Here is a 16,391-nt window from a genome sequence, read left to right as displayed (position 1 = left end):
GAGCGATTACAACTGCGCCAGGACTTCCTGAAGGTGTTTCACAGCAATGACCTCCATGGACAGGGGCTGTTTTGGCGCGTTAGCCAACGGAATGATGGCGCGCTTAAACCCATGCTTCGACGCTTCACGCAAACGTTCCTGCCCGCTTTGTACCGGCCTTATCTCACCGGCTAAACCCACTTCGCCGAAAACGATGGTTTCACGGTCAACCGCTCTGTTGCGTAAACTGGAGACCACAGCCGCCAGTAAGGCCAAATCACTGCCGGTTTCGGTCACTTTTACTCCGCCGACGACATTAATAAACACGTCCTGATCAAAAGTCGCCACACCGCCATGACGGTGCAGCACGGCCAGCAGAATGGCCAGACGGTTGTGTTCAAGGCCGGCGGTGATGCGTTTGGCCTGTTGGCCATGCGCCTCATCCACCAGCGCCTGAACCTCCACCAGCATGGGACGCGATCCCTCCCAGGTAACCATCACCGCACTGCCCGGCGTTGTTTCCGGTTGACGGGATAAGAAAATGGCTGAGGGGTTGGCTACTTCTTTCAATCCGCGATCAGTCATGGCAAAAATACCCAGCTCATTGACGGCGCCAAAGCGGTTTTTAATGGCGCGTATCACACGGAAACGGCTATCGCTCTGCCCTTCAAAATAAAGCACGGTATCGACCATGTGCTCCAGAACCCGAGGCCCGGCCAAGGCCCCCTCTTTCGTCACATGCCCAACCAGAAAAACAGCGGTATTCGTCATTTTGGCAAAACGCACCAATTGCGCGGCTGATTCGCGCACCTGACTTACCCCCCCGGGTGCGGAAGTAATGGAGTCAGTGAAGATGGTCTGCACGGAATCCACCACCAGAATGCGAGGCGTTTCCTTTCTTGCATGGTCGATGATGGTTTCCACCTGGGTCTCCGCCAGAAGTCGTAAACCGGCCAGCGGCAATTGCAGACGCCGTGCCCGCATGGCGACCTGCTGCAGGGATTCCTCGCCGGTAACATAAAGGACCTTGTGCTCCTGCGACAAATTGGCCAACGTCTGAATAAGCAGGGTGGATTTGCCAATTCCCGGATCGCCGCCGATTAACACCACTGAACCATCCACCAATCCACCGCCTAACACGCGATTCAATTCCGACAGACCGCAATCCATACGGACTTCGGTATGCAGCACCACCTCCTCCACTGCCGTGACAGCGGAACGCTGATTGGCATAATGACCCAGCCTGCTGGTGCGCCCGCCTGAGGCAAGGCTTTCTTCCGTGACCCCATTCCAGACACCGCACTGGGCGCATTGTCCGGCCCATTGCGAGAACACCGCTCCGCAGTGATTGCATACATATCGGGTTTTTGTTTTCATTGCGTTTAAAGAAACCTGAACGTGTTAAATTTTTTGTATTCTTTCTCAAGTGGTGTAAATTAGCAAATCAGGTCATCGGGAAAAATAACCATGAGCAAGACAAGTTTTGAATGGGCTGTCGTTGGCGCCGGGCCTGCCGGCATTGCCGCAGTGGGCAAATTGCTGGATCACGGCATTAAGCCGGCCAGTATTTTATGGTTGGACCCCCAGTTTAACGTGGGTGATCTTGGGCAATTGTGGTCCAATGTGTCCAGCAATACCAGCGTTAAACGGTTTATTGATTTTTTAAACGATGCCGCCTCCTTTCGCTACAATGATGCGCCTGACTTTCGCTTGAATCAATTGCCTCCGGAGTCGACCTGTACCCTGAAATACATTGTTGAGCCTCTGCAATGGATTAGCGATCACCTGCGCCGCGATGTGCACAGCGTCAAAACCACCATCCATACCATGGCCTTAACCCGACGAACCTGGTCCCTGGACAACGGCAAGGATTCCTTTAAAGCAAACAATGTGATTCTCGCCACGGGCGCTGTGCCCTCAAGTCTTAACCATGCGGGCGTCGATGTCATGCCCTTTGAGACAGCCATTGACAAACCCAAACTCTCCGACGCGGTGAACAGGGAACACACTTATGGCGTCTTCGGCTCATCGCACTCAGCCATTATTGTCGTGCGCCATCTGGTGGAACTGGGGGTTAAAAAAATCATTAACTTTTACCGATCCCCCTGCCGCTATGCCGTGGAAATGGGTGACTGGATTCTTTTTGATAACACCGGTCTTAAAGGCGAAACTGCGGCCTGGGCCCGGGAAAACATTGACGGCACCCTGCCTGCCAACTTAGTCCGCTACAACACCAGCGAACCCAACATTGCCCGCTACCTGCCCGAATGCCATCAGGTGATTTATGCCGTTGGCTTTTCACGGCGAAAAAATTTAGTCATCGGCGATTACGAGCAGGCGCCTTACAATCCCCATGTCGGCATCATTGGTCCCGGCCTGTTCGGTTTGGGCATCGCGTTTCCCGAGCACAAGGCGGATCCTTACGGCAGCGTGGAATCACAGGTTGGCCTATGGAAATTCATGGTGTATTTAAACAAGGTATTGCCCGCCTGGTTTAAGTACCCGGCTTAATCGCAACGCGTCTACAGTTCAATGCCCTGTTATAAAAAAGTTTCCTTGCGACCTGCTTCGGGAACGGGGCTGTGAGTCCAGGGATTCTCACAGAACCCGTTGAAACTTTAAACTAAAAAGCTATACTCCCTCTTTTATCGAGAAGGTTTGCCCATGACCCAACCAGTTCAGTTTGAACAATCAATCAGCGAGCTGGAAGCCATCGTCCAGCAGCTTGAAAAAGGGGAATTGTCCCTGGAAGACTCGCTTAAGCAATTTGAAAAAGGCATTGCTTTGGCCCGTCAATGCCAGGAAGTATTGACTCAGGCTGAGCAGAAAATTGAAATGCTGACCAGCCACCATTTAATTTCTGTCGATGATCCTTCCGATGATCAATAAAATCCTGGAACGCCACGCCCATCGGCATGATGACTACTTAAAACAGTTACTGGCCGGCTATGATATCGCGGCCCCGCGCCTGAAAGAAGCCATTACCTATGCTCTGTTTCCCGGCGGAAAACGTTTACGGCCGGTATTGGTTTATCTCATTGGTCAACTGTTGAAAATCGACCTCGACTGCCTGGACATCCTGGCCGCCGCGATTGAGTTGACGCACGCCTATTCCCTGATTCATGATGATTTACCGGCCATGGATGACGACGACATGCGCCGCGGCAAACCCAGTTGCCACAAAGCCTTTGACGAGGCGACCGCGATATTGGCAGGCGATGGCCTGCAGGGCATGGCGGTTGAAATTCTTTTGAATAAACTGCCGGCTTACCTGACCGCCGCGCAAGTGATTGCCGTGGCAAATGCACTGACGAAAGCCAGTGGCGTCTCAGGCATGGTCAGCGGCCAATGCCTCGATTTAAGCGAGTTAAGCCAGCGTGGGATCGATGAGGAACGCCTGCGTTTTATCCATTCACTCAAAACCGGCCAACTGATTCTTGCCTGCGCCACCATGCCTCTTGCCGCTGCAAAAGATGTCAAACCGGACGCTGCTCAAGCCATTCGTGAGTTCGCAACCCATCTGGGTCTCGTTTTTCAAATGCAGGATGATTACCTGGACCAGTACGCGGAAAAAACCCACGGTAAGGGACGGGCTTCCGATTTGGAAAACGAGAAAATGACCTTTGCTGCGCTGCACAGCCAAGCCGAATTGCAATCGTTGATTAAACACCATTATTCCCTGGCATTCGCCTCCCTTGAGCCATTTGGCGACCAGGCGGATGAATTGAGGCGGCTAACCGAATCGCTTGAGCAACGTCGGTAGCCCTGGTTCTATACCCAGACATCCTGATAACAGGTATACTCTTTTCTTTACCCGAATAAGGAACTTTCATGCTGCATCAACCCGGGATCACCTTCTCTGCCGCTGCTGATAATGCTCAACAGGATGGCCGGTTGCGGCAGGCACAATTAAAAATGCTCGAGATGCTTAAAATCGTCGATAGCATTTGCCGGCAGCATGAACTGGATTACTGGCTGGAGGGGGGAACGCTGCTGGGTGCGGTGCGTCATCAGGGTTTTATTCCCTGGGATGACGACATGGACATTTCCATGCCCCGCCAAAGCTATGAAAAATTCCTTCGCTTGGCGCCCGCCCTGCTTCCTGAGCACCTGTGGCTGCAAACAGCACAAACAGATCCGGGTTATTATAATCTTGCCGTTCCTTTAAAGATTCGCGATAAAGACAGCCGTTTCATTGAATGGCATGAACAAGGGAATGAACCCTACCAACAGGGGATCTTCATCGATGTGTTTGTCTATGATCACATGCCCGCCAATCCGGTTAAAAGAAAACTTTACAAATGGCTTGCCAAAAAAACAGTGCGCCTAAGCCGCCATAAATACTGTCCCTTGCCCCTGGGAGGGCATGCACGCCTTTATGAACTGCTCGGCCAGTTTATCCCCAAACACTGGCTCGATTCGCTGCTTGAAGGAATTATCCGCCGAGCCAATGCCAGCAGGAGCCCTTATTCAGGCTATGGCTTTGATTGCGTGAACAGCAATCTGCTGCCGCTAACGGCCATCTACCCCTTAAAACGGGCACGCTTTGAATCCGCCGAGTTCAACATTATTAATCAGGCGGAAGCCATACTGACTCAACTCTACGGCGACTACCTGACGCTGCCGCCAATACATGAGCAAATAATGAAGCATTGTCGGGAACTGATTCCCTACCTTGATCGCCAAAAAGACGTAATGGAGTAATAAGAATGAATATCAAACTGGTGATTTTTGATTTGGATGGCGTGCTGGTTGATTCCCGCGAGCATCACTTTGTCGCCTTAAATCGCGCTTTGGCTGAAGTGGATGAGCGTTATGTCATCAGTAAAAAAGATCACCTGCAATTGTTTGACGGCTTAAGTACGCAGCGCAAATTGGAATTATTGAGCGAGCAACGCGGGCTTGATGTCAGCTTTCATCAATCCATCTGGCATAAAAAACAAGCCCTCACGTTTCAGGTCATTGATGAAATGCTTGAACCTGATCCGCAAATCACAGCCTTGTTCCAGCGGCTTAAGGCGGATGGCTTAAAAATTTATGTCTGCTCCAATTCCATCCGTGAAACCATCAAACTGGTCCTGCTGAAAATGGGGCTTATGCAATACGTTGATTATTTCATTTCCAATCAGGATGTGCTGTCCGCCAAACCCCATCCGGAAATGTATTGGCTTGCGATGATGAAGGAAAAAGTACTGCCCAAGGAAACGTTGATTGTTGAAGATTCCTACGTGGGCCGTACCGCCGCTTTGTCGTCCGGCGCTAACCTTTGCGCGGTGAAAAGTCCAGCGGAAGTGTGCATCACTAAAATTTATCAGGACATGCAACGCCGCGTGCAATCCGCCAAATGGCATGACGACAGCCTGAATGTGGTCATTCCCATGTCCGGTGCCGGCAGCCGTTTTGTCAATGCCGGCTTTACGTTTCCAAAGCCGCTTATCAGCATTGGCGATAAACCGATGATTCAGTTGGCTGTCGAAAATCTCAATGTTCAGGCGAATTTTATCTTTATTGTCAGGCGCGACCATTATGAGACCTATCATCTGGAGTCATTGCTTAAAATCATTGCGCCTGGCTGCCGCATCCTTATCACCGACGGCATTACGGAGGGGGCCTGCTGCAGTACTCTACTGGCTGCCGACTGCATTGACAATGACGCGCCGTTGTTGATTGCCAATTCGGATCAATACGTGGAATGGGAAAGCGGCGCCTTCTTCCATGCCATGAACGCACCGCATGTCGATGGGGGTATACTCACGTTTGAAAGCACCCACCCGAAGTGGAGCTATATCCGAGTGGATGAATTGGGCAATGTCACCCAGCTGCGGGAAAAGGAAGTCATTTCCAATCAGGCCACGGTCGGCATTTATTATTGGACCCGCGGCAAAGACTATGTTCGCCATGCCCGTCAGATGATCGCGAAGAACATCCGCGTCAATAATGAATTTTATGTGGCGCCGGTGTATAACGAAGGCATCACAGAAGGCATGAAATTTAAAGCCTATGCAGTGGACGCCATGTGGGGATTAGGGACGCCGGAAGATTTACAACACTTCCTGCTCCATCATCCCGGTATCGGCAAGGATTCCCGTTCGATTTCATCATTGCCTGCCCCTGCGGCGGCAATACCCGTTTAGAGAGAGATATGACGTTTATCCATTCCGCTAAATTAATCAGCCTCGCCTATTCGCTGGGGCTTTTCGTATTTGGTTATTTCCTGGCAAAAAAGGTGAGTCATTTTGTTGCCATTCCCATTGCTCAACGCTTTTCGCGCCATCACGCGCAACTGGTTCGACGCGCTACATTTTACCTCATCTTTATTATGTTCTTTGTCACTGGCCTGCAGCACCTTGGCTTTAATCTCAGTGTCCTGCTGGGTGCAGCCGGTGTTTTCACGGTGGCCGTGAGTTTTGCTTCGCAAACTGCCGCATCCAATTTAATCAGTGGTATTTTTCTGCTGTTTGAAAGACCCTTTAAAGTCGGCGACACCATCGAAGTGAAAACCATTCGCGGAACGGTGGAGTCCATTGACCTGCTTTCATCCAAATTACGCACGTCTGACAATACGCTGGTTCGTATTCCTAACGAATCGATGATGAAATCGGAAATCTTTAACCTCAGTTATTTTATGACTCGTCGTATCGACGTGCTGTTGGGTGTAAGCTATCAGTGCAACATTGAACAGGTCAAGCAACTGCTTAAAGGCGTAGCTGAAACCTGCGAAAGTGTGCTGAAAGAGCCTGAACCCATGGTCATTATTGACAATTTTGCCGATTACGCCGTGCAGTTAAAATTGATGGTCTGGGCTCAAAACGGCGATTTGCAAACCATAAAAAACAGCCTGCAGGAAAAAATCAAACGCGTTTTTGATGAACAGGGCATTGAAATGCCTGTGCAACAGGTTACCATCCACCAGGTTGAAGTCGAAAAGGAGTAAGCTCAATGACCGCAGCACTGCTAGCCACTGGCGATGAAATTGTCATCGGGGATACGCTCAACACCAATGGTCAGCAAATTGCTCATGCCCTGCATGCGGAAGGCCTGGCATTGGGTCTGCACATGACCTGCGGCGACGATGAAACGCAGATTTATCAATCCTTAAGTTACCTCGCCAGTCAACATGATATTATTTTAATCACGGGCGGCCTTGGCCCTACATCAGACGATCGTACCCGCTATGCCCTTGCCCGCCTGATGGGAGTCGGTTTAGAAAAATTCCCTGAAGCGCTGGAACACATTCAGAAACGGCTGCGCCACAGTGCCTTAAGTTTAAGCACCGGCAATCAGCAACAGGCCCTTTTTCCTCCCGGGGCTACCTTGCTGCCTAACCCCAATGGCACAGCCATGGGCTGCTATTGTTATTGGCAAAACAAATTACTGATTCTGCTTCCTGGCCCGCCCCGGGAATGCCTGCCCATGTTCAACCAGCATGTGCTGCCTCTTTTGCAAACCTCAGCCCATACGGATAAAACCCTGTTAAAATGGCGCGTTTTTGGTGTGGCAGAGAGTCAAATTGCCCAACAGATTGATGAGGCTGTCCAGGCGCTTGATTGTGAAACAGGCTACCGCCTTGAAACCCCTTATGTGGAATGCAAAGTCCGATGCCGCGAATCACTGGTTGAAAAGGTCAGGGACATCATTGAACCCATTGTCGCACCGCACACCATTGCCACCACCGAAAAAAAAGCATCAGAAGCCTTATGCGATCTTATCATTGCCAGGAACGTACACCTTTCCATTCAGGATGACGCGACCGGTGGTGTTTTGCAACGCCTGTTGCAGCAGCCTGAGAATTACCCGTTGCTGGCATTCAACAGCCAGACACCGCAACCGCTGCACTTTCACATCACCGGCTTAGAGGAATACTGGCACCAGCAGGACACAGGTACCACCACAGAAGTCAGAATTGCCTACACCTCAGCAAAAAGGCAGGGACAGGAATGCCGGGAATTGCCCTATCGCAGTCCGCTAGTCGTCCACATCGCCGCGGAGTGGTTGAGTTTCCGCCTCTTTCATCTCATCAATGAGTTGCATGAGGTCGTAACATAGCTGCCTGGTGCCGTCGCCTTTAATGGCTGAAACAGTGTACACCTTGCCCTTCCAATTCAGGCCTTTAACCACGTGGTCTATGGCCTGCTGCCTTGTTTCATCATCAGGGAGCATGTCCATTTTATTTAAAACCAGCCAACGGGGTTTATGCACCAGTTCTGGATCGTATTCTGCCAGTTCATTAATAATCGCTTTAGCAGAAACGACTGGATCACTGCCATCCAGCGGCGCAATATCCACCATATGAAGTAAAATGCAGGTGCGGGATAAATGCTTTAAGAAGCGATGCCCAAGGCCCGCCCCTTCCGCCGCGCCTTCAATCAGGCCTGGAATATCCGCCATGACAAAACTTTTGTGGGAAGAAACATCCACCACGCCAAGGCCCGGATGCAGGGTGGTAAAGGGATAATCCGCCACCTTGGGCTTGGCGCTGGATACGGCGCGAATCAAGGTGGATTTGCCGGCATTGGGAAGACCCAGGAGACCCACATCGGCGAGAACCCGTAACTCCAGACGTAAGTGACGTGCTTCACCCGGTGTGCCCTGGGTTGTTTGTCTTGGCGCACGATTCACACTGCTTTTAAAGCGGGTATTCCCCAAGCCATGGAAACCGCCCTGGGCTATCAACAAACGATCGCCCGCCTGTTTAATATCGCCGATTAATTCCTGCGTATCGATATCAAAGACCATGGTGCCGACCGGAACCTTAATGATCAAATCATCCCCTTTTTTACCGGTACAGTTACCTCCCATACCCGGTTGGCCATTCTGAGCCTTGTAGTGACGCTGATAGCGAAAATCCACCAGGGTATTTAAATCAGAGGTCGCTTCAAGAAACACACTGCCGCCGTCACCGCCGTCACCGCCGTCAGGACCGCCTTTGGGAACGAATTTTTCGCGCCTGAAACTTAAGCAACCATGGCCGCCATTTCCTGCTTCTACTTTAATGATTGCCTCGTCGACAAATTTCATGGTGACATCATCTCTTAAACGAAAAAAGCCCCTTACAGCGGGGCTTAAAACACGACTTCAGTAATCAGACCAACCGAGTGGTCTGGAATACCGAGCTGTGCAGGATTAATTTTCTACCGCAATAATTTTAACAAATTTGCGGTTTTTGGCGCCACGAACAATGAATTCAACGCGTCCACCAACTAGAGCGTACAAGGTATGGTCACGACCACAACCTACGCCTTCACCGGCGTGGAAACGAGTACCGCGTTGACGTACCAGAATTTCACCCGCATTGACGAGCTGCCCGCCATAACGCTTGACACCAAGGTACTTAGGATTCGAGTCGCGGCCGTTGCGTGTACTACCGCCTGCTTTTTTATGAGCCATTAGTTTCCCCTCTTACTTGCTAATCGCAGTAATTTTGACCTGCGTATAATATTGTCGATGACCCATTTGTTTCATGTGGTGCTTACGACGACGAAACTTGATAATCTTAACTTTCTTGTGACGACCGTGATCGAGCACTTCCGCTTTAACAACGGCCTTTTTCACCAGTGGCGCGCCATAAGTAAACTTATCGCCGTCTGCAAGCATTAACACGTCAGCGAAGCTTATCTCACTGCCTACATCACCAGGCAGCATTTCCAGCTTAAGAATGTCACCCTCTTTGACGCGGTATTGCTTACCGCCGGTCTTGATTACCGCATACATAACTATATCTCCACTGGCCTCTTTGGCTTTCACAAGTTCAACAAAGTTGCATATTCTATGAAATTAACGCTGCGACTTCAAGTTGATTTTAAATTATTGTATACTACGCCACCCCATCCTGTACTTTCAGGATTTACCCTGGTCGCGGGTTAAACGGGGAATTTACTTTAATTTGGAGTTTTATATGTCATCTATCGTTCTGGAAGCACAAGCAAGAGTCGACATGGGGAAAGGTGCGAGCCGCCGCCTGCGTCGACTGGAAAATAAAGTGCCGGGTATTCTGTATGGCGGCGATAAAAAGCCTCAAGCCATTCATTTATTGCACAATAAAGTCGTTAAAGCCCTGGAAAGCGAAAGCATTTATTCCAGCGTGTTTGATCTCGTTGTCGATGGCAAGGTTGAGCATGTCATTTTAAAAGACCTGCAGCGCCACCCCTATAAGCCTGTTATCATGCACATGGACCTGCAACGCGTTTCGGCAAAAGACGTGCTGGTTAAAAACGTTCCCCTCCACTTCATTCATGAAGACACCTGCAGAGGCGTAAAAGCCGGCGGTATCATCAACCACAGCATGACTCAGCTTGAAATCCGCTGCAAAGTGAAAGATCTGCCTGAGTTCATCGAAGTGGACATGACCGATGTCGGTCTGGATGATGTGGTGCATCTGGCTGATTTAAAGCTGCCCAAAGGGGTTCAGCTGACGGTCGATTTAAAAGACGGCAGCCATAACCTGCCTGTTGTCAGCGTTCATGCCCCCCGAGGCGGCGCGACTGAAGAAACTTCCGCTGAAGGCGAGGAAGGCGCGGAATAATCGTACGAAACCTTTTTCCGGGGACGCTTGTCCCCGGAGACTTGAATGATTTTTGCGACACGTTTGACAATCTCAACGCATGGCCGTTGATGCGGTTTGCAGACATGACGGTTTATCAATCTCTTAAAGACTTCCATGACCATAAAATTAATTATTGGTTTGCGTAATCCAGGCTCCGCCTATGAATATACCCGGCACAATGCCGGTGCCTGGTTTGTCGACGCGCTGGCTCATCGCCATAATGCGTCGTTTAAATCAGAAAAAAAACTTCATTGCGAACTGGCACAGGTGGAAATCGGTGAGCATCCCTGTAAGCTGGCCTTGCCTTTGACATTTATGAATCACAGCGGTTTGCCTGCGCGTGAAATCAGCCAGTTTTACCGCATTGCACCCCAGGAAATTCTGGTGGTGCACGATGAATTGGACCTGCCTGCGGGGCGCAGCAAGTTAAAAACCGGCGGAGGGCCAGGGGGCCATAATGGCTTGCGCGATATGATTGCTCAGCTCGGCACCGGTGATTTTCATCGTTTGCGCATTGGCATAGGGCATCCCGGTCATAAGGACATGGTTCTTAACTACGTGTTAGGTAAACCAAGCCCTAAAGACAGGCAATTGATTTTTGATGCAATTGAACAGGCCGTGGCCGTCATCCCTGCTATTATGCAGGGCCATTTTGGCGCCGCCATGAATTTATTACACCGCTAGTAATGCTGTTTTTTTTTTGAATTTGACAGGTTAGGAGTTGTCCCATGGGATTTAAATGTGGAATTGTTGGTTTACCGAATGTCGGCAAATCAACCTTGTTTAATGCGCTGACCAAAGCGGGCATCGAAGCGGCCAATTACCCTTTCTGTACCATTGAGCCGAATGTGGGTATCGTTACCGTTCCTGATCCCCGCCTTGACGCCTTAAGCGACATTGTTAAGCCGCAACAGACAGTTCCTGCCACCATGCAGTTTGTTGACATCGCCGGACTGGTCAAGGGGGCTTCCAGCGGTGAAGGCTTAGGCAACCAGTTTCTAGCCAACATCCGCGAAACCGATGCCATTGCCCATGTCGTACGCTGTTTCGAAAACACAGATGTGGTTCATGTGGAAGGCCGGGTTGACCCTTTAAGTGATATCGAAGTCATTAATACCGAGTTGGCGCTGGCCGACATGGATACCGTTGACAAGGCATTAATTAAAGTTGTGAAGAACAGTAAAAGCGGCAATAAGGAAGCCCTGTTTGAAAAGCAGGTTCTCGAAAAGGCCAAAGCGCAACTGGATGCCGGTTTACCGGTAAGAACCCTGTCCCTGACAGAAGAAGAATGGCCGGTGCTTCGCCGTTTTTTCCTGCTGACGGCCAAACCGGTACTCTACATTGCCAACGTCAATGACGACGGTTATGAAAACAATCCCCTGCTGGACAAGGTCAAACAACTGGCTGCCGAAGAAAAAGCCAGTGTTGTTGCCCTGTGTGCGGCGACGGAAGCCGAACTGGTGGAACTGGACGATGCGGATCGTGAGGAATTCATGGCGGACTTAGGTCTAAACGAGCCGGGACTTCATCGCGTCATTCGCGCCGGTTATGATTTACTGGGTCTGCAAACCTATTTTACCGCTGGCGTGAAGGAAGTCCGAGCCTGGACTGTTCGTAAAGGCGCCACGGCTCCTCAGGCGGCCGGCGTGATTCATACGGACTTTGAGAAAGGCTTTATCCGTGCGGAAGTCATTGCCTATGACGCCTTCATTGCCCATCGCGGCGAACAGGGCGCAAAAGAGGCAGGCAAACTGCGGTTGGAAGGCAAGGATTACATTGTCGCTGACGGCGACGTCATGCATTTTCGTTTCAATGTATAAACACGTTAACCCCTGGCGTCAGGGGTTAATAGCCATAGGACGTCAGATTGCAGTTGTTTTGCGAATCCAGTGCAACCTTGAGCGACAGTCCCTTGTCGATGTAGAGAAAGGCATGGGCGAAATCATGCAGTTCCATTTCAAATGTGCAATGCTCTGTGCTGCTTATCCTAAACTCGACAGTACCGGTTTCTGAGTTTTTCCATTCCCGCGCGGCCCGCCCGCCGGCTGCAAATAATTTAAAAAACCAGGAGCGGTTTTCAGCGTATGGATTTCTTAAAATAACGAATTTTCGATGGCTTAACTCGCTTTCGCGTACACCAACAACAGAATAGGTGTGCTCGATGATAATGCCGCAAGGGGGATTGGCTCCAGGACTGGCCACCACCGGGCTCTCATTGTCCAAAGCCTGCTTTAATTCATCATACAGTCTCAACTCATCCTGACTGTAGCCCATTTTACGGGGTAAAATGCACCAGTCGGCCAGCCAGCTTTCTACGGCTCTGATGGCTTCCATCGGCGAGTCAATGGACCGTCGTTTTTCTTTTTCAATAAAATCAAGCAGCGTTTCGTGATAAAGAATACTTTCTTTTGCAAGCAACTGCCGCCATTTATCCTGATTGCGGGCGACCCAAGCCCACCAAGCCTTCAGGAGGGTTTTATCCTTATGAAATACCTGATTGACCACATTGCCGACGCTGGTTTGGGCATCGTAGGGGCGCAACAGAAACATCAGGGTGTAAATGTCACAGCCTGAGCATCCGTCTATCGAGGACTGGTACAGTTCAGCAAGCGGCTTTCGTGACTGAACGGTGGTCGCTATCGCCATCGACGTATCCCCCAGAAGCGCCCTCAGCACCTGGCGGCTGTCGCCGCTGCTTAATACCTTGTAATTTCCACCGTTAAAGGCCACATAGGCTTTTTCCCAAAACCTGACCCAGGCGGGCCCGCTGCTCAATAAGCCCGGAGAATGGGGTAAGGATTTTTCAATCACCACCCATTCCGGTTTTTCATTTCGAAAAAAGAGCACATGGATTTGTCCGTCCCTCTCAATCATTCGCTGCCGTATCCATTCCTCGCCGTGAGGCAGCGCCAGAATAGCATTCAGAACCGACAGAAAATAACAATCGCCGGTGCGTCCTCCCTGCGCGACATCAGACAGCTTTAATTTTTCAGGGTAAAGGGAGCCTTCATAAGGGGTATGGGTGATGGAAAAAAACGTGGATTCGCTAACTGGATTATTCACAGGGGAAGCCTGACCGTACAGTTTACTGTCGAGAGGCATTTGCTTGCACCGATATTGACCATTAGCTCAGTATAAAAGGTTTTCAATCCGTTTTACAACCAATCAAACACACGTTGCTTTCAATAATTCGGGCATGCAACTCGCTAATAACCAGTTCCCCTTCCAACTGGGCGTTAATCATCTCTGTGGACGTGATGTAGCTGAGTCCAACAGCCAGGCCGCGATTATTATTGTTCTTTGCCAGTTGATTCACAAACAGCTTGATGCGATCGACTAAGATGGTACAGCCTTCGTCATCCGCCATGGGCAGAAAGAACAGCATCGTCCCTTCAATTCGGGAGGACAGATCGCTTTCACGGAATATTTTTCTTAAGTTGGTGAACAATTCGCCCAACAGTTTTTCGGTATTCACTACCCCCTGCTCCTCGAGCAACTGATCGGCATTGGTAATCTGCATGGTCATGACGCTGAAATACAGGGAGGGGTAACGTTCAGCCAGCTTCGCCTGCCAGGCTACAATGGCCATGAATGCCGCATAGTCAATGACTTTAAAGAAATGATTAAAATTACGGTAAATGCCTTTCTCAATGCCGCGTATCAGGTACTCTCCACGCCGCGTGAGGGTGTATTCATACAGACGTCGGGAAGCCAGTTCACGGCTTGAGGAGGTGCGATGGCAAACCAGGCACACCAGATTGACCTCCGGTTCGGCAAAATAGTGTCCGCAATCATTGCACAACTTGTCTTCAAGCGGTTTGTCGTAATCGACACCCAGGGTGCGCAGGCGGGTGTTGCAGCGGCTGCAGACCAGGCGCTCCTGCCTTAAAAATTCAGGCACAGGCCCTATTTTGCCGCAGGTGTAGCAATGCACAAATTTCTGAGGCTTGATATTAATGGAATGGCAGCTTGGGCAGGTATGCTTGATGTTGAGTAAGCCTGAATCGCAGGCATTGCAGGTCTGAATTTCATCCAGTAATGCACCCGGTGCCAGCAGATCCGGCATCACCAGATCCTGCAAAAAACGCCAGGCATCAAAATCCGCGCCTTTATTAAACAACAGAGTCAACAGGGGGTAATCAAAGATATGCGTCGATTGATGATTGACATACCCTTTAAGCTTAAAATCCGGGCGAGAAAACAAATACACCAGCAAAATAATCTCATCGCTTTCCGTGTCTAAATTGGCTTCGGTGATGAGGGCCAGACGCTGGTATATGCCCTCCGCCTTCTGAATCACCTGTTCATCAAAGGGGCCATCGAAGAGTTCACTAAGCTCCTGCCCGGGAATGCCATTATAAAAAATGGGTAAAAAGCGGTATTGCGGCATGGCGCGCAACTGTGCCAACTCAGGTAAAAAGGGTTGTCCCGCCGATTTGGAAATCACGAGGGCATAAACGTCCTGTTTAGGTAGTTCGTGAATGGAATCAACGCGTTTAAAGTCAACTGGAAGCGAGAAATCAGGGATATTCTGGCCAATGACCCAAATGATTTTTTGTGGTTTCATTAACGAAATACTCCAAACATCGGAAGGTGTGTCGTTACATCAATTGTAGACTAATTATCCATATTGTGTTATTTATAATCTATAATTGATTATAAAATGCCGCAATCATGCGTACGTGAAAAGGAAAGGCATGGGGTTATTCGATCTATTGCATACCTGGTTGAAGAAGGATGTTGATGGACTTATCAATCATCGCAGACAATTCCGCCTTATCCGCACGGTTGAGATGGAACTCATTATTCTGGGTTCGCTGATCATTTACGTTTACGCCGTCTGCAAACTCTGGATGATTGTGATTTTAATCAGCATCATCGATGTGATTGGTATTCTTAACCTTTGGCTTTTGTACCGCACCCAGAATATTCTGCTTTGCGGACACATTTTGACAGCCAATGTGCTGGTGGCTTCGGCGGTAGCCAATTATCTCATCGGCGGCGTGGGCAGCTCCTATCTCATCTGGCTTAATATTGTCCCTATTCTGGCTGCCATTACCCTAAGCTGGTCGGGACTGGTGGTTTATTCCACCCTGACGCTGGCAGTGGTGGTCTTCTTTTTCTTTATCGAGCCTGTGCCTCTTTACATTGTGCCAGCCACCGAAGTCTTTGTTTTAAATTCAATTAATTATCTTTTTTCATTGTTGATTGTCATCACCGTGTTATTCAACATGCTTAAGGAAAATGCTTACTACGAACAGCTCCTTTATGAAAAAAACTTTATGCTGCAGGCTGACAAGGAAAAATTCCATTACCTTGCCCGTTATGACACGCTGACTAACCTGCCCAACCGGTCCTACTTTCAATCAACGCTGCAAAATTACATTGAAACCATGCCGCCGCATCACTATTTAACGGTTTTTTTCATGGATTTGGATGGGTTTAAAGGAGTCAATGACCGTAACGGCCATGAGACGGGCGATGCGCTGCTGCTTTTGACCGCCAAACGCCTGCAAGCTTGTTTCCGTGAAAACGATTTTATTGCCCGTCTGGGTGGTGACGAATTCATCGCCATCGTCATTCATCACATGGAAGATAAAACGCCCAAAACGATTGCCCAGAGGATTTTACAGGAGTTCAGCACCCCTTTTCAGATCAATGGCCACGATGTTCGATGCACCATCAGCATTGGTCTTGCAACCTTCCCGATGGATTCCCACAATTCGGATCAATTAGTCGCCAGAGCCGACTCGGCCATGTATGAAGCAAAGAAAGCAGGCGGCAATGCTTTTCGTATCACCCATTCCATAAAAAAGTCGGCCTGTAAAGACGCTTAACTCCTGTCTATTCCCCGTTCTGTGATTTTTTA

The 16,391-nt window shown here is 49.8% G+C and carries 17 protein-coding genes; 11 read left to right on the top strand and 6 right to left on the bottom strand.

Annotation, left to right across the window (positions count from 1 at the left end):
* Nucleotides 1-6: 6 nt before the first annotated feature.
* Complete coding sequence (gene radA, locus Lrub_RS04550; protein WP_058531005.1) at nt 7-1,356, bottom strand: DNA repair protein RadA; 1,350 nt, start codon at nt 1,354-1,356, stop codon at nt 7-9.
* Between the two features lie 90 nt (nt 1,357-1,446).
* Here radA and Lrub_RS04545 point away from each other — a divergent pair, with 90 nt between their 5' ends.
* The 7 genes from Lrub_RS04545 to Lrub_RS04515 all read left to right on the top strand — a co-directional run bounded on the left by Lrub_RS04545 (nt 1,447) and on the right by Lrub_RS04515 (nt 8,025).
* A complete protein-coding gene (locus Lrub_RS04545; protein WP_058531004.1) occupies nt 1,447-2,490 on the top strand; it encodes an FAD-dependent oxidoreductase in 1,044 nt (347 codons plus the stop codon).
* A 153-nt stretch (nt 2,491-2,643) separates the two neighbouring features.
* Nucleotides 2,644-2,868 carry an exodeoxyribonuclease VII small subunit gene (locus Lrub_RS04540; protein WP_058531003.1) on the top strand — a complete coding sequence of 75 codons (225 nt, stop codon included), beginning with the start codon at nt 2,644-2,646 and terminating at the stop codon, nt 2,866-2,868.
* A complete protein-coding gene (locus tag Lrub_RS04535) occupies nt 2,858-3,742 on the top strand; it encodes a polyprenyl synthetase family protein (protein ID WP_133134003.1) in 885 nt (294 codons plus the stop codon). The genes Lrub_RS04540 and Lrub_RS04535 overlap by 11 nt, the downstream gene beginning before the upstream one ends.
* 68 nt (nt 3,743-3,810) lie before the next feature.
* On the top strand, nt 3,811-4,683 hold the full coding sequence (locus tag Lrub_RS04530; protein ID WP_058531002.1) for a LicD family protein: 873 nt from the start codon (nt 3,811-3,813) through the stop codon (nt 4,681-4,683).
* Between the two features lie 5 nt (nt 4,684-4,688).
* A complete protein-coding gene (locus Lrub_RS14530) occupies nt 4,689-6,113 on the top strand; it encodes an HAD-IA family hydrolase (protein WP_082651440.1) in 1,425 nt (474 codons plus the stop codon).
* An 8-nt stretch (nt 6,114-6,121) separates the two neighbouring features.
* Nucleotides 6,122-6,913: a mechanosensitive ion channel family protein gene (locus Lrub_RS04520; protein WP_058531001.1), complete on the top strand. Its 792-nt coding sequence runs from the start codon at nt 6,122-6,124 to the stop codon at nt 6,911-6,913.
* Between the two features lie 5 nt (nt 6,914-6,918).
* Nucleotides 6,919-8,025 carry a competence/damage-inducible protein A gene (locus Lrub_RS04515; RefSeq protein ID WP_058531000.1) on the top strand — a complete coding sequence of 369 codons (1,107 nt, stop codon included), beginning with the start codon at nt 6,919-6,921 and terminating at the stop codon, nt 8,023-8,025.
* Here Lrub_RS04515 and cgtA read toward each other — a convergent pair.
* The 3 genes from cgtA to rplU all read right to left on the bottom strand — a co-directional run bounded on the left by cgtA (nt 7,945) and on the right by rplU (nt 9,690).
* Entirely contained in the window at nt 7,945-8,997 is a 1,053-nt protein-coding gene (gene cgtA, locus Lrub_RS04510; protein WP_058530999.1) for an Obg family GTPase CgtA, read from the bottom strand. The two genes, Lrub_RS04515 and cgtA, sit on opposite strands and share 81 nt — an antisense overlap.
* A 105-nt stretch (nt 8,998-9,102) precedes the next feature.
* Entirely contained in the window at nt 9,103-9,366 is a 264-nt protein-coding gene (gene rpmA / locus Lrub_RS04505) for a 50S ribosomal protein L27 (protein WP_058530998.1), read from the bottom strand.
* A gap of 12 nt (nt 9,367-9,378) precedes the next feature.
* Entirely contained in the window at nt 9,379-9,690 is a 312-nt protein-coding gene (gene rplU, locus Lrub_RS04500) for a 50S ribosomal protein L21 (protein WP_058526811.1), read from the bottom strand.
* A gap of 184 nt (nt 9,691-9,874) precedes the next feature.
* On the opposite strand from rplU, the gene Lrub_RS04495 reads away from it, so the two are divergent.
* From Lrub_RS04495 to ychF, 3 genes are all read left to right on the top strand, one after another.
* Complete coding sequence (locus tag Lrub_RS04495; protein WP_058530997.1) at nt 9,875-10,501, top strand: 50S ribosomal protein L25/general stress protein Ctc; 627 nt, start codon at nt 9,875-9,877, stop codon at nt 10,499-10,501.
* 135 nt (nt 10,502-10,636) lie between these two features.
* Nucleotides 10,637-11,206, top strand: a complete 570-nt coding sequence (gene pth, locus Lrub_RS04490) for an aminoacyl-tRNA hydrolase (RefSeq protein WP_058530996.1) — start codon at nt 10,637-10,639, stop codon at nt 11,204-11,206.
* Between the two features lie 44 nt (nt 11,207-11,250).
* On the top strand, nt 11,251-12,342 hold the full coding sequence (ychF, locus tag Lrub_RS04485; RefSeq protein WP_058530995.1) for a redox-regulated ATPase YchF: 1,092 nt from the start codon (nt 11,251-11,253) through the stop codon (nt 12,340-12,342).
* A gap of 25 nt (nt 12,343-12,367) precedes the next feature.
* Here ychF and Lrub_RS04480 read toward each other — a convergent pair whose 3' ends face one another.
* Both Lrub_RS04480 and Lrub_RS04475 read right to left on the bottom strand, forming a co-directional pair.
* Nucleotides 12,368-13,624, bottom strand: a complete 1,257-nt coding sequence (locus tag Lrub_RS04480) for a C2 family cysteine protease (RefSeq protein WP_058530994.1) — start codon at nt 13,622-13,624, stop codon at nt 12,368-12,370.
* A 43-nt stretch (nt 13,625-13,667) separates the two neighbouring features.
* A complete protein-coding gene (locus Lrub_RS04475) occupies nt 13,668-15,089 on the bottom strand; it encodes a TackOD1 domain-containing metal-binding protein (protein ID WP_058530993.1) in 1,422 nt (473 codons plus the stop codon).
* Between the two features lie 115 nt (nt 15,090-15,204).
* Between Lrub_RS04475 and Lrub_RS15060 the strand changes: the two genes are divergently transcribed.
* A complete protein-coding gene (locus Lrub_RS15060; RefSeq protein WP_237760751.1) occupies nt 15,205-16,359 on the top strand; it encodes a GGDEF domain-containing protein in 1,155 nt (384 codons plus the stop codon).
* Nucleotides 16,360-16,391 lie beyond the last annotated feature (32 nt).

This window comes from Legionella rubrilucens (assembly GCF_001468125.1).
Lineage (GTDB): Bacteria > Pseudomonadota > Gammaproteobacteria > Legionellales > Legionellaceae > Legionella_C > Legionella_C rubrilucens.
The sequence above is the reverse complement of the archived record's forward strand: the minus strand, read 5'-3'. Positions and strand labels throughout refer to the sequence as shown.

Excerpts from the sequence above, each read along its gene's own strand:
- radA (WP_058531005.1), bottom strand. The coding sequence starts at position 1,356 with ATGAAAACAAAAACCCGATATGTATGCAATCACTGCGGAGCGGTGTTC.
- Lrub_RS04545 (WP_058531004.1), top strand. The coding sequence starts at position 1,447 with ATGAGCAAGACAAGTTTTGAATGGGCTGTCGTTGGCGCCGGGCCTGCC.
- Lrub_RS04540 (WP_058531003.1), top strand. The coding sequence starts at position 2,644 with ATGACCCAACCAGTTCAGTTTGAACAATCAATCAGCGAGCTGGAAGCC.
- Lrub_RS04535 (WP_133134003.1), top strand. The coding sequence starts at position 2,858 with ATGATCAATAAAATCCTGGAACGCCACGCCCATCGGCATGATGACTAC.
- Lrub_RS04530 (WP_058531002.1), top strand. The coding sequence starts at position 3,811 with ATGCTGCATCAACCCGGGATCACCTTCTCTGCCGCTGCTGATAATGCT.
- Lrub_RS14530 (WP_082651440.1), top strand. The coding sequence starts at position 4,689 with ATGAATATCAAACTGGTGATTTTTGATTTGGATGGCGTGCTGGTTGAT.
- Lrub_RS04520 (WP_058531001.1), top strand. The coding sequence starts at position 6,122 with ATGACGTTTATCCATTCCGCTAAATTAATCAGCCTCGCCTATTCGCTG.
- Lrub_RS04515 (WP_058531000.1), top strand. The coding sequence starts at position 6,919 with ATGACCGCAGCACTGCTAGCCACTGGCGATGAAATTGTCATCGGGGAT.
- cgtA (WP_058530999.1), bottom strand. The coding sequence starts at position 8,997 with ATGAAATTTGTCGACGAGGCAATCATTAAAGTAGAAGCAGGAAATGGC.
- rpmA (WP_058530998.1), bottom strand. The coding sequence starts at position 9,366 with ATGGCTCATAAAAAAGCAGGCGGTAGTACACGCAACGGCCGCGACTCG.
- rplU (WP_058526811.1), bottom strand. The coding sequence starts at position 9,690 with ATGTATGCGGTAATCAAGACCGGCGGTAAGCAATACCGCGTCAAAGAG.
- Lrub_RS04495 (WP_058530997.1), top strand. The coding sequence starts at position 9,875 with ATGTCATCTATCGTTCTGGAAGCACAAGCAAGAGTCGACATGGGGAAA.
- pth (WP_058530996.1), top strand. The coding sequence starts at position 10,637 with ATGACCATAAAATTAATTATTGGTTTGCGTAATCCAGGCTCCGCCTAT.
- ychF (WP_058530995.1), top strand. The coding sequence starts at position 11,251 with ATGGGATTTAAATGTGGAATTGTTGGTTTACCGAATGTCGGCAAATCA.
- Lrub_RS04480 (WP_058530994.1), bottom strand. The coding sequence starts at position 13,624 with ATGCCTCTCGACAGTAAACTGTACGGTCAGGCTTCCCCTGTGAATAAT.
- Lrub_RS04475 (WP_058530993.1), bottom strand. The coding sequence starts at position 15,089 with ATGAAACCACAAAAAATCATTTGGGTCATTGGCCAGAATATCCCTGAT.